Below are 15815 nucleotides of genomic sequence, written 5' to 3'. Positions count from 1 at the left end.
CCCCGGGCCCGCAGGCAATACTGTCCCCCATGACGGAGACGACAGTCGGCATCGGCGGCGCGGCGGAGAGCACCGACATGGTGCTCAACATCGGCCCCCAGCACCCTTCCACCCACGGCGTGCTCCGTCTGCGCATCGTCCTGGACGGCGAACGCATCCAGCACGCCGAACCCGTCATCGGCTATATGCACCGGGGCGCGGAGAAGCTCTTCGAGGCCCGCGACTACCGGCAGATCGTGATGCTCGCCAACCGCCACGACTGGCTGTCGGCGTTCTCCAACGAGCTGGGCGTCGTGATGGCCGTCGAGCGGATGCTCGCGATGGAGGTCCCCGAGCGCGCGGTCTGGACACGCACCCTGCTCGCCGAACTGAACCGGGTCCTCAACCACCTGATGTTCCTCGGTTCGTACCCGCTGGAACTCGGCGGGATCACCCCGGTGTTCTACGCGTTCCGGGAGCGCGAGGAACTCCAGGCCGTGATGGAGGAGGTCTCCGGCGGCCGGATGCACTACATGTTCAACCGGGTCGGCGGCCTCAAGGAGGACCTCCCGGCGGGCTGGCTCGGCCGCGCCCGGGACGCCGTCGCCTCGGTCCGCTCCCGGATGGACGTCTACGACAAGCTGGTGCTCGGCAACGAGATCTTCCGGGGCCGTACCCGCGGAGTGGGCGTGCTCTCGGCCGAGGCCGCACACGCCTACGGGGTGTCCGGGCCGATCGCCCGCGCCTCAGGGGTCGACTTCGACCTGCGTCGTGACGAGCCGTACCTCGCGTACGGGAAGCTCCAGGACACCCTGAAGGTCGTCACCCGGACCGAGGGCGACTGCCTGGCCCGGTTCGAGTGCCTGCTGGAGCAGACGCACAACGCGCTGGACCTGGCGGACGCGTGCCTGGACCGGATGGCCGACCTGGCGCCCGGTCCGATCAACCAGCGGCTGCCCAAGGTCCTGAAGGCCCCGGAGGGCCACACCTACGCCTGGACCGAGAACCCGCTCGGGATCAACGGCTACTACCTGGTGTCCAAGGGCGAGAAGACCCCGTACCGGCTGAAGCTCCGCTCCGCCTCGTTCAACAACATCCAGGCGCTCACCGAGCTGCTGCCGGGCACGCTGGTCGCCGACATGGTGGCGATTCTCGGTTCGCTGTTCTTCGTCGTCGGCGACATCGACAAGTAACGGTCTGCCGCCGGCTCCGTCGCACGGGATCGCGCTGCGGCCTGCTCGAGCTCCTGCGGATCGCGAGGCTTCGGCACCTACGGGATGGCGCTGCGGCCTGCCCCGGCTCCTCCGGGATCGCGCTGCCGCCGGCTCCGGCTCCTACGAGATCGCGCTGCGGAGCTCCGCCACGTCCAGCTGCTCGGTCTCGTCGTGGGCGGTGAGGTCGATGACCTTGCCGACAGCCCGGTTCCCGGCCACGCCCGTGCGGTGCGCGGCCAGTGCCTCCTCACCGACCACGTCGGCGAGGTCCTCGTTCTGCACGGACTCGATCGCGGCGTGCGCCTTCTGCGTGCCGAAGAAGTCGAAGCTGCCCTGCGGCACCAGATGGCGGCGCGACGCGGCGTACGGAACGACCGCGCTGGCGGCCGGAACCGGGCGCGGGGCGGGGAGCGCCGCGGACGGCCGGGGCGCGGGCAGGGCGGTCTGCGGGCGGCGGTGCTGCTCGGCAGCCGTCCGCCCGGCAGCCTGCTGCGAGCCCGCGGCTGCCGCGTGCTTGCCCTGCGGCTCCTCCGCCTCCCTGGCCCGCTCCGCGAGATCGCGCTCCCTGGCCTGCTCGGCCGTGCGCCGCGCCTCCTGGAGCGCCGCGTTGCGCGTGAGGTCGTCGAGGGCCTGGGCGGCACGCAGATACGCGGACGGCGTGGGGGTGCTGCGCGCGGCGGGCAGTTCGCGGGGCGGCGCGGCCGCCTCCAGTGCGAGCTGCCGGCGGCTCTCCAGCACGCTGGCACGCTCGGTCTCGGCGTTGGCGTACCTCCGCAGCAGCGCGGCGTGCTCGCCCCGCAGCCCGGCGAGTTCCACGCGCTTGCGGCGCAGCTTCGTCTCCAGGCGTGCGCGCAGCTCGCGCGACTCCTCCAGATCGGCTTCCAGTTCCGCCAGGCGTTCCTCGGCGCGCCATTCGTCACCGGCGCGGGCGCGCGTCAGCTCCGCGACGCGTCGGCCCGCCTCCCGGTCCCAGCTGCGCATCAGATACGCGCCGGTCACGGCGGCGGCCGCCGCGGCGGCGACCAGTCCGCGCAGGACCAGCGGCTCGGCGAGCAGCCAGGCTCCCGCGGCACAGAGGACCGCGGCTCCGGCGACGGCCGAAGGCGGAAGGATTCTGTGCAGTGGTGGCGAATGGCGATGGCGTCCACGTGGCATGGCCTGAAATTTACCGTGCGTACGGGCCGCTTGGGGGGCCACCCGGCAATCTGTTCCCGGCCAGTTACCTGACGGCCCCTGAATCACTCACTCCGCGCCTGCCGGAGGGAGTTCCCGCGGGCCTTCCGGTACACCTTCCGAGCCGCTGTCGGGCGCACCCCGCACGGCCCTTTCGGAACCGTGCGGGGCCTTGCGAGGCGTTCCTTACTTCTTGATCAGACCTTTCGTCTCCAGGTATTCCTTGGCGACATCGGCGGGCTTGGCGCGCTCGGCGTCGACCTTGCGGTTCAGCTCCGCCAGATCCTCGGTGGTGAGTGCGTCGGTGAGCTTGCCGAGGGCGTCGGCTATGTCCTGGGAACCCGCGTCCTTCGCATTGAGGACGGGCAGCACGTTGTCCGCGTTCTGGAGCTTCTTGTCGTCCTCCAGGAAGAGCAGGCCGAAGGTGTCCAGCACCGCGTCCGTGGTGGTGGTGAGGACCAGCTGGTCCTTGCCGTCCTTGACTGCCTGCTTGGACTGCGGGGTGCCGACCCCGGTGGGGTCGATGCCGGTGACGTCGATGCCGTACGTCTTCTTCAGGCCGGGTGCGCAGAACGGCCGCACCTCGCACTCGTCACCCGCCGCGATCTTCACCTTGATCTTGGAGGCGCCGAGATCCGAAAGGGTCTTGAGCTTGTTCTTGTCGGCGAATTCCTTGGTGACCGCGAAGGCGTTCTGGTCGACGGCCTTGCCGGCCGGCAGCACCTTCAGTCCGCGCGGGGTGGCGAGCTTCTCCAGAGCGGCGACGGTGGCCGCGGCGTCGCCCGAGGCGACCGGATCGGACTCGGCCGCCTTCGCGCCGTTCACCTTGGCGTTGAGGAATTCCGCGATCGTCGCCGCGTATTCCGGGACGACGTCGATCTCGCCCTTCTCCAGGGAGGGTTCGTAGAGTTCACGGTTCTTCACCGTGGTGACCGACGTGCTGTATCCGGCATCCGACAGAACACCGGCGTACAGCTCCGCGAGGACCTTGGACTCGGTGAAGGCGGCGGCGCCGACGACGAGCGAGCCCTTCTTCCCCGAGCCCTTGTCCGCGTCGGAGGCGGCGGATCCGCCCTTGTCCTTCTCCAGGCTGTCGCCGCCGCAGGCGGCGAGCGAGCCCGCGAGCGCGACGATGCCGATGACCGCACCGGCCAGGCGCGAGGTCCTGCTCATACTGTTCTCCGTCCACGGCAACGAGGCCATTTGCGATATGCGTTGTCGGTTGAGTGGGCCGTCCGGACGCTCATGCGGTCCGGCGGCGGCGCAGCGGTGACAGCAGCCGGTCGATGCCGACCAGTGCCGCCTCCACCAGCAGGGCGAGCACGGCGACCAGCAGGGCGCCCGCGACCACCTGCGGTGTGTTGTACGTGTTGAAGCCCGCGGTGATGATCCGGCCGAGGCCGCCCTGGCCGACCATGGCGGCGATCGTCGCCGTGGCCACGACCTGCACCGCGGCCGAACGCAGCCCTGTCATGATCATCGGGTAGGCCAGCGGGAGTTCGACCCGGAGGAAGAGCTGGCCCCCCGACATGCCCATCCCGCGCGCGGCCTCCGCCACCGAACGGTCCACCTCCGTCATCCCGACGTAGGCGTTGGTCAGCAGCGGCGGCACGGCGAACAGCACCAGGGCGATGATCGTCGGTACGTACCCCGCGTTGCGCAGGGGGGAGACCATGAAGAGGGCCAGCACCGCGAAGACCGGGATGGCGCGCCCGACGTTGGAGATGTTGACGGCCAGCGCACCCCCCTTCCCGATGTGTCCCAGGTACAGGGCGATGGGCAGCGCGATGGCGCAGGACAGGGCGAGCGCCACCCCGCTGACGTACAGGTGCTCGCCGAGCCGGTGGGCCACCCCGCTCTCCCCCGACCAGTTGGCGCCGGTGGTGAGCCACGTCCATGCCTCGCCGAGAACTCCCATGGACTCAGACCGCCTTCGCCGGGCCGGCCGCGCTCACGGCATCGTGGGTGGCCGGTATGCGCGTCCACGGGGTAAGAAGTCGCTGCACACCGAGCAGCAGCAGGTCCGCGACCACCGCGAGCAGCACGCAGAGCACCGAGGCGGCCAGCACCTGCGCCTTGAAGAAGCTCGGCAGGGCGTCCTCGATGAGATTGCCCAGGCCACCGCGGCCGACGATCGAGCCGACCGTGGTCAGCGCGATCGTGGACACCGTGGCGATCCGTATCCCGGCCATCAGCGCGGGCATCGCCAGGGGGAGTTCGACCTCCCACAACAGCCGCACCGGCCCGTATCCCATACCCCGGGCGGCTTCCTTCGCCTCCTGCGGAACCGCCTCCAGGCCGGCCAGGATGTTCCGCACGAGAATGGTCAGCGAATACAGCACGAGCCCGGTGACGACGAGCGCCGCGGAGAGCCCGAACAGGGGCAGCAGAAGCGAGAACATCGCGAGTGACGGCACCGTGTAGAGCACCGTCGTCAGCCCGAGCACCGGTCCGGCGAAGCGCCGGCCGCGACGGGCGAGCAGCGCCAGCGGAAAGGCCACGGCGACCCCGATCGCCACCGACACCGCGGTGATCCAGATGTGCTGCACCGTCGCATCGGTCAACTCCTGGCTGCGGGAACGGAGATACTCCCCGCAGATCCAGTCGTTCGTCACCAGGCAGTTCTGTCCGGCCATCCGTCCCCCACCTCCCGATCGCCTCTCGTACTGATGTCCGGCGAGCCTATCCTCGACCACCGACAATCGCCGAGGCCGTTGTATTCCAGCAACACGTCCTTCACAGAACACGCGTCACAATGGGGAACCATGATCCGTTTCGAGCACGTCACCAAGCGGTATGCGGACGGCACCACCGCCGTCGACGACCTTTCCTTCGAGGTCGCCGAAGGTGAACTCGTCACGCTCGTCGGACCGTCGGGCTGCGGCAAGACGACCACCATGAAGATGGTGAACCGGCTGATCGAACCGACCGAGGGCCGGATATTCCTCGACGGGGACGACATATCCGCCATCGACCCGGTCCAGCTGCGGCGCCGGATCGGCTATGTGATCCAGCAGGTCGGGCTGTTTCCGCACCGGACCGTGCTGGAGAACACCGCGACCGTCCCCCACCTCCTCGGCTGGAAACGCGGAAAGGGCCGGGCCCGCGCGGCGGAACTCCTCGACCTGGTCGGACTCGATCCTTCCGTTTATGGCGACCGCTATCCGGAACAGCTGTCCGGCGGCCAGCGTCAACGCGTCGGTGTGGCGCGGGCTTTGGCGGCGGACCCGCCGGTGCTGCTGATGGACGAGCCTTTCGGCGCCGTCGACCCGGTGGTCAGGGAACGGCTCCAGAACGAATTCCTGCGGCTTCAGGCCCAGGTACGGAAAACGGTGCTGTTCGTCACGCACGACATCGAGGAGGCCGTCCGGCTCGGCGACCGTATCGCCGTCTACGGACAGGGCTCGATCGAGCAGTTCGACTCACCGGCCACCGTGCTCGGCGCCCCGGCCACCGACTACGTCGCCGACTTCGTCGGCGCGGACCGCGGGCTCAAGCGGCTCTCCGTCACCCCCGTCGAGGAGAGCGACCTCGACCGGCCACCGGTCGTCCACCTCGACGACCCGCTGGACAGGGCGACGGAACGGCTGCGCGCGGACGGGGCACGCTGGGCCGTGGTGCTGGACGGCGACGGCCGGCTGCACGGCTGGATCCCCGCCGGGGACGCGCTCACCGGCGCCCGGGGCACGGTCCGCGAACACGCCCGCCGGATGGATGCCTGGCTGCCCGTCGGCGCACCGCTCAAGCAGGCGTTCGCCACCATGCTCCAGCACGACGCCGGCTGGATCGCGGTCATCGACGAGCAGAGCGAGGGCCGGTTCCTCGGCGTCCTCACCCCGGCCCGCCTCCACGAGGCGCTGCGCCGTTCGATCAGCGCGGACGACCGGGCCGTGCCGCGCGCCGAAGTGGCCGTGGAGAGCGTGGCGGTCGTCGCGAACACCGCAGGGGACTGAGCCGCCCACGTCCCCGGCGCGGCCCCGGCCGGATCCGGCGCGGGGCCTGCCCCCACGTCCCCGGCGCGGCTCCGGCGAAGGAACCTGAGAGCCGTCCCGCGCCGCCCGGGAAGGCCCCTCAGGGATGCCCCGTGTCTTCCGCGGAAGGCACCCCGCCCGCCCGGATCCGGCGAAGGCACCCGAGGGCCCTCCCGCGCCACCCGGGAAGGCCCCTCAGGGCTCTTCCGCGCCACCGCGGAAGGCGCCCCGCCCGGCGCGGCTCCGGCGAAGGCCCCCTGAGGACCGTCCCGCGCCGCCCGCGGAAGGCGCCCCGCCCCGGTCAGTTCTCGCTGAGCCGGCTGCTCATCCAGTCCAGGGTCGCGGGGATCTCCCGGCGCCAGGTGTTGAAGTTGTGCCCGCCGCTGTCGAGCACGATCGACGACACCTGGGCCGGCCGCTTCACCTTGGCCACGAACGCCCGGGTGGCGGCGTAGTTCGACTCACCCGTGCGGGACGTCGTCACCAGGAAGGACGAGTCGGGCTGCGGCCGGTGGTCCAGGGACCACAGCAGGTCGGCCCGCTCGCGCTGCCCCTGGTCGCCGTGGAAGAGGTCACCGGTCGTCGGGTCCTCGGCCGCCTTGTAGTACGCGGAGAGTCCCGCGCTCGCCGTGAAGCGTGCCGGATGGTGCAGGCCGATCTTCAGGGCGCAGTAGCCACCCGTCGAGTTGCCGATGATGCCCCAGTTGCGGGCGTGCCGCCCGACCCGGTAGCCGGCCGAGATCGCGGGCGGCAGATCGTCCGCGAAGAACGTCTCGGTCTTCGGACCGCCCTTTATGTCCACGCACTCGGTGTCGCGCGGCGGCGCCAGGGTCGGCCGCAGCATCACCAGGACCATCGGCTGCGCGCGGCCCGCCCGCACCCGTTCGAGCGACGTCTTGGGGTAGGCGAGCCCCTTGATGAGGTTCTCCGAGGTACCCGGATATCCGGTGAGCACCACGACCGCGGGGAACTTCCGGCGGGCGTACGCCTCCTGGAAGTACTCCGGCGGCAGGTACACGTACGCCGACGTCTCTATCCCCGAGTGCCGCCCCGCGATCACGACCTTGTCGATCCGGCCTGCCAGGGCGGGCCGCGAGCCTCCCGGCACGTCGGGCCGCTGCGTCCCCACCCGGACGATGTTCTTCGCCGCCAGGGTCCCCTGGGCGTGGTCGGTCACCACGCCCAGCTCCTGCTTCCGGCCGAACAGGTCGGCCCAGGAACCGTAGAAGAGGAACGAGTTGTTGGCGATCAGCCCCACGGAGGCGAAGACCGCCACCTGGGTGGCCAGCAGCAGCCCCACCCTGCCGAACACCGCGGAGACGCTGCGCCGGGCGAGCCTCGGCCAGAGCCAGACCGTGACGACGAACAGCGCGACGGCAAGCACGATCGCCAGGATCAGGACTGCGTTACCGGTAAGGCCCATGGCGGTTGAACTTTCTTGTCAGGAAATTTCCGGGTCCTGGGTGAACCCACGACCCGGAAGCCTCGTCCTAGAGGTCGCACATCGTCCGCAGGGCTCCGGCCGACGGACTCCAACAATCTCTCGCGGAACCACGGGAAGCGATGTCTGTCACGCTAGATGGGGATAAATCGGGATTGGTTCCGAAGGGCGTACGCAAGTTCGCCCACGGACCGCGACCCGAGACCGTGCCGGCCCTCGTCGGCACCGCCTGCACCGCCGTCGGCCTGATCGACGTGGCAGCGGGCGTCTTCCCGCGCTTCCGGCACAGCCGGATGCACACCCTCGCCGAGGTGCTCCCCGGAGCCCTCGGTCCTTTCGCCGCAGCGCTCGCACTCAGCGCCGGCGTCCTGCTGCTGCTCCTGGCCCACGGCCTGAAACGGCACAAGCGACGGGCCTGGCGGGCCGCCGTCGTCCTTCTCCCGGCCGGTGCGGTGGCCCAGTTCGTCTACCGCCACTCGGTCCTGGGCACCGTCGTGTCGCTGACGCTCTGCTACCTGCTGGTACGCCACCGGAGTGAATTCGCCGCGCTCCCCGACCCGCGCAGCCGTTGGAGGGCACTGGCCAACTTCGTCCTGCTCGGCGCGGGTTCGCTCGGCCTCGGCCTGGTCATCGTCAGCGTCCACCCCGGCCGCCTGGTCGGGAACCCCAGCATCGCCGACCGGCTCCAGCACGTGCTGTACGGGCTGTTCGGCTTCGAGGGCCCGGTCGACTACGCCGGCGACACCTCCTGGACCGTGGGCTACTCGCTCGGCGCCCTGGGCCTGCTGACGGCCGTCACCACCATCTACCTCGCGTTCCGGCCGGAACACCCGGCCGCTCGGCTCACCGAGGACGACGAGGTACGGCTGCGCGCCCTGCTGGAGCGGCACGGCGGCCGCGACTCGCTGGGCCACTTCGCGCTCCGCCGCGACAAGGCCGTGGTCTTCTCGCCCAGCGGCAAGGCCGCCGTCTGCTACCGCGTGGTCTCCGGGGTGATGCTGGCCAGCGGCGACCCGATCGGCGACGTGGAGGCGTGGCCCGGCGCCATCGAGCGCTTCATGGACGAGGCGAGGGCGCACTCCTGGACCCCCGCCGTGATGGGCTGCAGCGAGACCGGCGGCGAGGTCTGGACCCGCGAGACCGGACTCGACGCCCTGGAACTCGGCGACGAGGCGGTGGTGGATGTCGCGGATTTCTCGCTCGCCGGGCGCGCGATGCGCAACGTGCGCCAGATGGTGAAGCGCATTGAGCGCGGCGGCTACGAGACGCGGGTCCGGCGCGTGGCGGACATCGGCGAGACCGAACTGGCCCGCATCCGGCGGGCCGCCGCCGACTGGCGGGGCACGGACAACGAACGCGGCTTCTCCATGGCGCTCGGCCGGATCGGCGACGGCGCCGACCGGGACTGCTTCGTCGCCACCGCCCACAAGACCGAGGAGAACGACGCCGACTCCCCGTACGGCGACCTGAAGGCCGTCCTCCACTTCGTCCCGTGGGGCACCGACGGGATGTCCCTCGACCTGATGCGCCGCGACCGCGCCGCCGACCCGGGGATGAACGAGCTGCTCATCGTCGCCTCCCTGCAGGCCGCGCCCAGGCTCGGCATCACCCGCGTCTCGTTGAACTTCGCGATGTTCCGCTCCGCCCTGGCCCGTGGCGAGAAGCTGGGGGCCGGACCGGTGCTGCGGATCTGGCGCGGGCTGCTGGTCTTCCTGTCGCGCTGGTTCCAGATCGAGTCCCTGTACAGGTTCAACGCCAAGTTCCGGCCCCGCTGGGAGCCCCGGTTCGTGGTCTACCGCACCGCCCGCGACCTGCCCCGTATCTCGCTGGCCGCCATGCAGGCCGAGGGCTTCGTGAGCTTCGCGCTCCCCCGCCCCCTGGCCCGCCGGCTGCCGGCGGCCGGACGACGCCCGTGCCCCCACGTACGGGCCTCCGCCGCCGAGCAGGGCGTCCGCCCGGCGTGACCGGCATCGCGACGGGCCTAGGCTGGTCGTATGAGTACGTTGCATGGACGAGGAACGGTCCAGGGCCTGCCGGAGTGGGACCGCTGCGCGGTCATGGGTGTCGTCAACGTGACCCCCGACTCCTTCTCCGACGGAGGTCGCTGGTTCGACACCACGGCTGCCGTGAAGCACGGCCTCGACCTGGTCGGCGAGGGTGCCGACCTGGTCGACGTCGGCGGTGAGTCGACCCGCCCCGGTGCGAGCCGGGTGGACGAGGCCGAGGAGCTGCGGCGGGTGGTCCCGGTGGTCCGCGGCCTGGCCTCCGAAGGGGTCACGGTCTCGGTCGACACCATGCGGGCCCGGGTCGCCGAGCAGGCCGTCGCCGCCGGAGCGGTCCTGGTCAACGACGTGAGCGGCGGGCTCGCCGACCCGGACATGGTCCCGGTCGTCGCCGCCGCCGCGGTGCCGTTCGTCGTCATGCACTGGCGCGGTTTCAGCGAGTCCATGAACAGCAGGGCGGTGTACGGGGACGTCGTCGCCGAGGTCGTCGACGAGCTGCGGGCCCGGATGGACGCCGTGGTCGCCGGGGGTGTCGCCCCCGAACGGATCGTGATCGACCCGGGCCTCGGCTTCGCCAAGGACGCCGCCCACGACCTGTCGCTCATCGCCCGCCTGGACGCGCTGCACCCACTGGGCCGCCCCCTGCTCGTCGCCGCCTCCCGCAAGCGGTTCCTGGGCCATGTGCTGGCCGGTGAGGGCGCCGCCCCGCCCCCCGCCCGCGAGCGCGACGCGGCCACCGCCGCGGTCTCCGCGCTCTCCGCCCGGGCCGGCGCCTGGGCCGTCCGGGTCCACGAGGTACGGGCCACCGCCGACGCCGTGCGGGTCGCCCGCGCGGTCGAGGGAGCCGCGTGAACGAGCCGCAGGACGAGCATGCCTCCGCCGCCGACGACATCGAGGCGGTCGAGCGGGCCAACACCGCCTTCTACGAGGCCATGGAACGCGGCGACCTGGACGAGCTGACCGGACTCTGGCTGCCCGGGGAGGACCTCACCGTCTCCTGCGTCCACCCCGGCTGGCCGGTGCTGACCGGACGCGGCGAGGTACTGCGCAGTTACGCCCTGATCATGGCGAACACCGAGTACATCCAGTTCTTCCTGACCGATGTCGGGGTCTCCATGACGGGCGACACCGCTCTGGTGACCTGCACCGAGAACATCCTCAGCGGCGGCCCCGCCGAGGAGGGCAGCTCCCTGGGGCCGCTCGTCGGCCAACTGGTCGTCGCGACCAATGTGTTCCGCCGCACTCCGGACGGCTGGAAGCTCTGGTCCCACCACGGGTCTCCCGTACTGGCCGAAACCGGCGAGGAAGAGGACGAGGACTCCCCCTCCTGAGCGGGCGGAAGGCCGCGGGAAACACCAAAGGCGGCTCGGCGGGATTGGACGCGGGCACATCGGGGTATCAGCGGCTACCAGTCCCGTGCCGCCGTGTCCATAGCCCCCGCGGGGGAGGACTGTCGGCGCTCGCAGGTAGATTCGGAAATGGGTACGTGGCCGCCCGCACGCGGTTCCGTGCCCCTTCGACAACAACAGCAGGAGTGATTCGCGTGGATCGTGTCGCGCTGCGCGGCCTCAAGGCCCGTGGGCACCATGGCGTCTTTCCCCGGGAACGGGAAGAGGGCCAGACGTTCATCGTGGACCTGGTGCTCGGCCTCGACACCCGCCCCGCGGCAGCCGCCGACGACCTCACGAAGACCGTCCACTACGGCGTGGTCGCCGAGGAGGTCGTCGCCGTGGTCCAGGGCGAACCCGTCGATCTGATCGAGACGCTCGCGGAGCGCATCGCCCAGCAGTGCCTGAAGCACGAAGGCGTCGAGGAGGTGGAGGTCGTGGTCCACAAGCCGGATGCGCCCATCACCGTCCCCTTCGACGACGTCACCGTCACCATCACCCGGAGCCGAGCATGACTGCATTTTCTACCGAGGGGCAGAGCGACCCGACCGTACAGCCGGTCCCCGCCTCCGTGGTCGAGCAGGTGGACGCCGCGGACATCACCCTCTCCAACCCCAAACGCGCCGTGATCTCCCTGGGCTCCAACCTGGGCAACCGCCTGGAGACGCTCCAGGGCGCCATCGACGCCCTGGAAGACACCCCGGGCCTCCGGGTCAAGGCGGTCTCCCCGGTGTACGAGACGGAGCCGTGGGGCGTCGAACCCGGCTCCCAGCCCTCGTACTTCAACGCGGTCGTCGTCGTGAAGACGACACTGCCCCCGTCCTCGCTCCTGGAGCGGGGCCAGGCCATCGAGGAGGCCTTCGAACGGGTCCGTGAGGAGCGCTGGGGGCCGCGCACCATCGACGTGGACATCGTCGCGTACGCGGACGTCGTCTCCGACGACCCGGAGCTCACCCTCCCCCACCCCCGGGCCCGCGAGCGCGCCTTCGTGCTCGCTCCGTGGCACGACGTGGACCCCGAGGCCCAGCTGCCCGGTGCCGGCCCGGTCGCCGACCTGCTGGCCGGTGTGGGACGCGGCGGGGTACTGCCCCGGGCCGACCTGGAACTCCGGCTGCCCGAGTAGTCGTTAGGCTCGAAGAAGACAGCAGGACACCCACAGGCCAGGACATCCACAGGCGGCGAAGGGCGGCTCACCCGGTGAAGCAACTACGGCTCGGAGTACTGGCCGGCCTCTTCGCCGCCGCCGGGGTGCTGTCCTGGGGCGGCGCCCGCCTCTGGGACTCCCTCGGCACCCTGCCCGGTGTGCCGCTGGCCGCACCCATCGTGCTCGCGGTGATCGCGGTGGTGCTGCTCGCGACGGCGCTCTCCCTCCGCTCCCGGCTGCGCGCCCAGCGCGAGCGCCGGCCGGGCGCGAAGGGCGTCGAGCCCCTGATGGCGGCCCGGGCCGTGGTCTTCGGCCAGGCCAGCGCGCTCGTCGTCGCACTGGTCGCCGGGATGTACGGCGGCGTGGGCGTCTTCCTGCTCGGCTCCCTCGACATGCCGGCCCGCCGCGATCAGGCCATCTACGCGGGCTTCGCGGTCCTGGCCGGCTTCGCGGTGATCGCGGCGGCCCTCTTCCTGGAGCGCGTCTGCAAGCTCCCGGACGACGAGGACGACAACAAGAACGCGGCCGCGGCGTAGGACGCCGCCGTCCCCCTGCCTGACGGAGGCGTCAGCGCGCCATGATCAGGCTCATGGCCTCGGCGCGCGTCGCGGGGTCGCGGAGCTGTCCGCGGACCGCGGAGGTCAGCGTCTTCGCCCCGGGCTTGCGGATCCCCCGCATCGACATGCACATGTGCTCGCACTCCACGACGACGATGACGCCGCGCGGCTCCAGGATCGCCATCAGCGACTCGGCGACCTGCGTGGTGAGCCGCTCCTGGACCTGCGGACGGCGGGCGTAGACGTCGACCAGACGGGCCAGCTTCGACAGGCCGGTGATCTTGCCGCTGGTCGCCGGGATGTACCCGACGTGCGCCACTCCGCGGAACGGCACCAGGTGGTGTTCGCAGGTACTGAACACCTCGATGTCCTTGACCAGCACCATCTCGTCGTGACCCAGGTCGAACGTGGTCGTCAGGACGTCCTCGGGCTCCTGGTACAGGCCCGCGAATATCTCCTTGTACGCCCGAGCCACCCGACCCGGCGTCTCCCGCAGCCCCTCCCGGTCCGGGTCCTCCCCGACCGCGAGGAGCAGTTCGCGTACGGCCGCCTCGGCCCGCTTCTCGTCGAACTCGCCGATCGAACCCTGGCCGTCCAGCGTCACCGGGTCGGTCATCTGTGCCTCGTTCCTCTGAGCTGTCACTGCGTGGACATCCGCGCAGGTGTGGGGCCGGTCCGGCGGATCGGGGCCGGACGGGGCCCAAGGGAAAAGCCGCGCCCCCACAGGCTAAAACCTGGGGGGCGCGGCATCCATTCCGGGCCCGGTGAAGCCCCCGTGACAGGGGCCACACCGGGGTCGGTGTCTAGCTCTCGGGACGCTCCTCGGGGATCGCCTCGGTCGCCGGAACCGTGTCCGTGACCGAGCCGTTCGCCGTGGTGGCGCCGTTGGTGAGGGCGAGCTCCTTCGGGGAGAGCACCGGCGGCCTGGTGGACGGCGTACGCCGGGCGGAGCCGGTCCACGCCGGACGGGCCGGGCGCTTGACGATCGGAGCGAAGATCTCGGCGATCTCCGCCTTGCCGAGGGTCTCCTTCTCAAGGAGCTGGAGAACCAGGGCGTCCAGAACGTCGCGGTTCTCGACGAGGATCTCCCACGCATCGTTGTGCGCGGTCTCGATGAGCTTCTTGACCTCTTCGTCGACCAGCGCGGCGACCTCTTCCGAGTAGTCGCGCTGGTGGCCCATCTCGCGGCCCACGAAGGGTTCGGTGTTGTCGCCACCGAACTTGATCGCGCCGAGCCGCTCCGTCATGCCGTACTGCGTGACCATCGCGCGGGCCGTTGCCGTGGCCTTCTCGATGTCGTTCGCAGCGCCGGTCGTCGGGTCGTGGAAGACCAGCTCCTCGGCCGCGCGCCCGCCCAGCATGTAAGCCAGCTGGTCGAGCATCTCGTTGCGCGTCGTGGAGTACTTGTCCTCCTCCGGGAGCACCATCGTGTAACCGAGGGCGCGGCCGCGGGAGAGGATCGTGATCTTGTGGACCGGGTCCGACTGAGGTGAGGCCGCCGCGACCAGGGCGTGTCCGCCCTCGTGGTACGCGGTGATCTTCTTCTCCTTCTCGGACATGATCCGGGTCCGCTTCTGCGGACCCGCCACGACGCGGTCGATGGCCTCGTCGAGCATGGCGTTGTCGATCAGCTTCTGATTGCCGCGCGCCGTCAGGAGCGCCGCCTCGTTCAGCACGTTCGACAGGTCGGCACCGGTGAAGCCGGGCGTACGACGGGCGACGGCGCCGAGATCGACGTCCGGTGCGACCGGCTTGCCCTTCTGGTGGACCTTGAGGATCTCCAGACGGCCCAGCATGTCCGGCCGGTCGACCGCGATCTGCCGGTCGAAACGGCCCGGGCGCAGCAGCGCCGGGTCGAGGATGTCCGGACGGTTCGTGGCGGCGATCAGAATGACGCCGCCCTTCACGTCGAAGCCGTCCATCTCGACGAGCAGCTGGTTCAGCGTCTGCTCGCGCTCGTCGTGACCGCCGCCCATACCGGCACCGCGGTGCCGGCCGACGGCGTCGATCTCGTCGACGAAGACGATCGCCGGGGCGTTCGCCTTGGCCTGCTCGAAGAGGTCACGGACTCGGGAGGCACCGACACCGACGAACATCTCGACGAAGTCGGAACCGGAGATCGAGTAGAACGGGACGCCCGCCTCGCCGGCGACGGCGCGTGCGAGCAGCGTCTTGCCCGTACCGGGAGGCCCGTACAGCAGGACACCCTTGGGGATCTTGGCGCCGACGGCCTGGAACTTCGCCGGCTCCTGGAGGAACTCCTTGATCTCGTGGAGCTCCTCGACCGCCTCGTCCGAGCCCGCCACATCGGCGAACGTCGTCTTCGGGGTGTCCTTGGTGATCAGCTTGGCCTTGGACTTGCCGAACTGCATGACCTTGGAGCCGCCACCCTGCATCTGGTTCATCAGAAACAGGAAGACGACCACGATGAGGACGAAGGGCAGCAGCGAGAAGAGGATCGAGACGAACGGGGACTGCTTCGACGGCGAGACGGTGTAGCCCTTGTCGATGTCACCGCTCTCGAACTTCTTCTGCAGCGTGTCGGCGAGCTGGACACCCTGGTTGCCGATGTAGCTCGACTGGAACTTGCTGCCGGACTCGCCGGAGAGTTTCTGGCCGTCCTTCAGCTCGATCTTGATGATGTGATCGTCACCGGTGGTGAGCTTGGCCTGCTCCACCTGGTTCTTACTGATCGCCTGGATCACCTTGCCGGTGTCCACCGTCTTGTAGCCGCCACCCGAGCCGACGACCTGCATCAACACGACCACGGCGAGGACGGCCAGCACGATCCACATGACCGGCCCACGGAAGTATCGCTTCACGTCCATCCATACGGAGCGAAGTCGCCCCGTCCCTCCTGCCCGTAGGTAAATGCTGCTGTGAGTAAAGACTGTTCTTCGGACGGTACACCGGCATTGTCACCGACGACCGCCGAGGACGTCTGT

Annotated in this window: 15 protein-coding genes; 8 read left to right on the top strand and 7 right to left on the bottom strand. The window is 70.4% G+C overall.

Annotated features, from left to right (window positions below):
• The first annotated feature begins 29 nt into the window (after window positions 1-29).
• Entirely contained in the window at window positions 30-1172 is a 1143-nt protein-coding gene (locus tag ACGFZA_RS33340; protein ID WP_393684105.1) for an NADH-quinone oxidoreductase subunit D, read from the top strand.
• A gap of 141 nt (window positions 1173-1313) precedes the next feature.
• Here the strand turns inward: ACGFZA_RS33340 and ACGFZA_RS33335 are convergent, their stop codons facing one another.
• From ACGFZA_RS33335 to ACGFZA_RS33320, 4 genes are all read right to left on the bottom strand, one after another.
• The gene (locus ACGFZA_RS33335; protein WP_393684103.1) at window positions 1314-2348 is read right to left on the bottom strand and encodes a hypothetical protein; all 1035 of its coding nucleotides are present in this window, start codon (window positions 2346-2348) and stop codon (window positions 1314-1316) included.
• 204 nt (window positions 2349-2552) lie between these two features.
• On the bottom strand, window positions 2553-3539 hold the full coding sequence (locus tag ACGFZA_RS33330) for an ABC transporter substrate-binding protein (RefSeq protein WP_385277371.1): 987 nt from the start codon (window positions 3537-3539) through the stop codon (window positions 2553-2555).
• A 70-nt stretch (window positions 3540-3609) separates the two neighbouring features.
• Window positions 3610-4284, bottom strand: coding sequence for an ABC transporter permease (locus ACGFZA_RS33325; protein WP_385277369.1), 675 nt, complete (start codon window positions 4282-4284; stop codon window positions 3610-3612).
• Between the two features lie 4 nt (window positions 4285-4288).
• Window positions 4289-5002, bottom strand: a complete 714-nt coding sequence (locus tag ACGFZA_RS33320; protein WP_385277367.1) for an ABC transporter permease — start codon at window positions 5000-5002, stop codon at window positions 4289-4291.
• Between the two features lie 129 nt (window positions 5003-5131).
• On the opposite strand from ACGFZA_RS33320, the gene ACGFZA_RS33315 reads away from it, so the two are divergent.
• Window positions 5132-6319, top strand: a complete 1188-nt coding sequence (locus tag ACGFZA_RS33315; RefSeq protein WP_393684099.1) for a betaine/proline/choline family ABC transporter ATP-binding protein — start codon at window positions 5132-5134, stop codon at window positions 6317-6319.
• A gap of 319 nt (window positions 6320-6638) precedes the next feature.
• Here the strand turns inward: ACGFZA_RS33315 and ACGFZA_RS33310 are convergent, their stop codons facing one another.
• Entirely contained in the window at window positions 6639-7760 is a 1122-nt protein-coding gene (locus ACGFZA_RS33310; RefSeq protein ID WP_385277363.1) for an alpha/beta hydrolase, read from the bottom strand.
• Window positions 7761-7900: 140 nt separating this feature from the next.
• Here ACGFZA_RS33310 and ACGFZA_RS33305 point away from each other — a divergent pair, with 140 nt between their 5' ends.
• The 6 genes from ACGFZA_RS33305 (at window position 7901) to ACGFZA_RS33280 (ending at window position 12849) form a co-directional block, all read left to right on the top strand.
• On the top strand, window positions 7901-9742 hold the full coding sequence (locus ACGFZA_RS33305) for a phosphatidylglycerol lysyltransferase domain-containing protein (protein ID WP_385277361.1): 1842 nt from the start codon (window positions 7901-7903) through the stop codon (window positions 9740-9742).
• A gap of 93 nt (window positions 9743-9835) precedes the next feature.
• Window positions 9836-10633 carry a dihydropteroate synthase gene (folP, locus tag ACGFZA_RS33300; RefSeq protein WP_385277416.1) on the top strand — a complete coding sequence of 266 codons (798 nt, stop codon included), beginning with the start codon at window positions 9836-9838 and terminating at the stop codon, window positions 10631-10633.
• Complete coding sequence (locus tag ACGFZA_RS33295) at window positions 10630-11112, top strand: nuclear transport factor 2 family protein (RefSeq protein WP_393684096.1); 483 nt, start codon at window positions 10630-10632, stop codon at window positions 11110-11112. The genes folP and ACGFZA_RS33295 overlap by 4 nt, the downstream gene beginning before the upstream one ends.
• A 212-nt stretch (window positions 11113-11324) precedes the next feature.
• Window positions 11325-11684 carry a dihydroneopterin aldolase gene (gene folB / locus ACGFZA_RS33290; protein ID WP_326736961.1) on the top strand — a complete coding sequence of 120 codons (360 nt, stop codon included), beginning with the start codon at window positions 11325-11327 and terminating at the stop codon, window positions 11682-11684.
• The gene (folK, locus tag ACGFZA_RS33285) at window positions 11681-12292 is read left to right on the top strand and encodes a 2-amino-4-hydroxy-6-hydroxymethyldihydropteridine diphosphokinase (RefSeq protein WP_385277358.1); all 612 of its coding nucleotides are present in this window, start codon (window positions 11681-11683) and stop codon (window positions 12290-12292) included. The genes folB and folK overlap by 4 nt, the downstream gene beginning before the upstream one ends.
• 74 nt (window positions 12293-12366) lie before the next feature.
• Window positions 12367-12849, top strand: coding sequence for a DUF3180 domain-containing protein (locus ACGFZA_RS33280; protein WP_385277356.1), 483 nt, complete (start codon window positions 12367-12369; stop codon window positions 12847-12849).
• A 31-nt stretch (window positions 12850-12880) separates the two neighbouring features.
• On the opposite strand, the gene folE is transcribed toward ACGFZA_RS33280, so the two are convergent.
• Entirely contained in the window at window positions 12881-13486 is a 606-nt protein-coding gene (gene folE / locus ACGFZA_RS33275) for a GTP cyclohydrolase I FolE (RefSeq protein WP_385277354.1), read from the bottom strand.
• A gap of 187 nt (window positions 13487-13673) precedes the next feature.
• Complete coding sequence (gene ftsH / locus ACGFZA_RS33270) at window positions 13674-15698, bottom strand: ATP-dependent zinc metalloprotease FtsH (protein ID WP_385277352.1); 2025 nt, start codon at window positions 15696-15698, stop codon at window positions 13674-13676.
• Between the last annotated feature and the right edge of the window lie 117 nt (window positions 15699-15815).

The organism is Streptomyces sp. NPDC048211, from assembly GCF_043202315.1.
Classification (GTDB): domain Bacteria; phylum Actinomycetota; class Actinomycetes; order Streptomycetales; family Streptomycetaceae; genus Streptomyces.
This window is presented reverse-complemented; position numbering and strand designations above follow the sequence as displayed.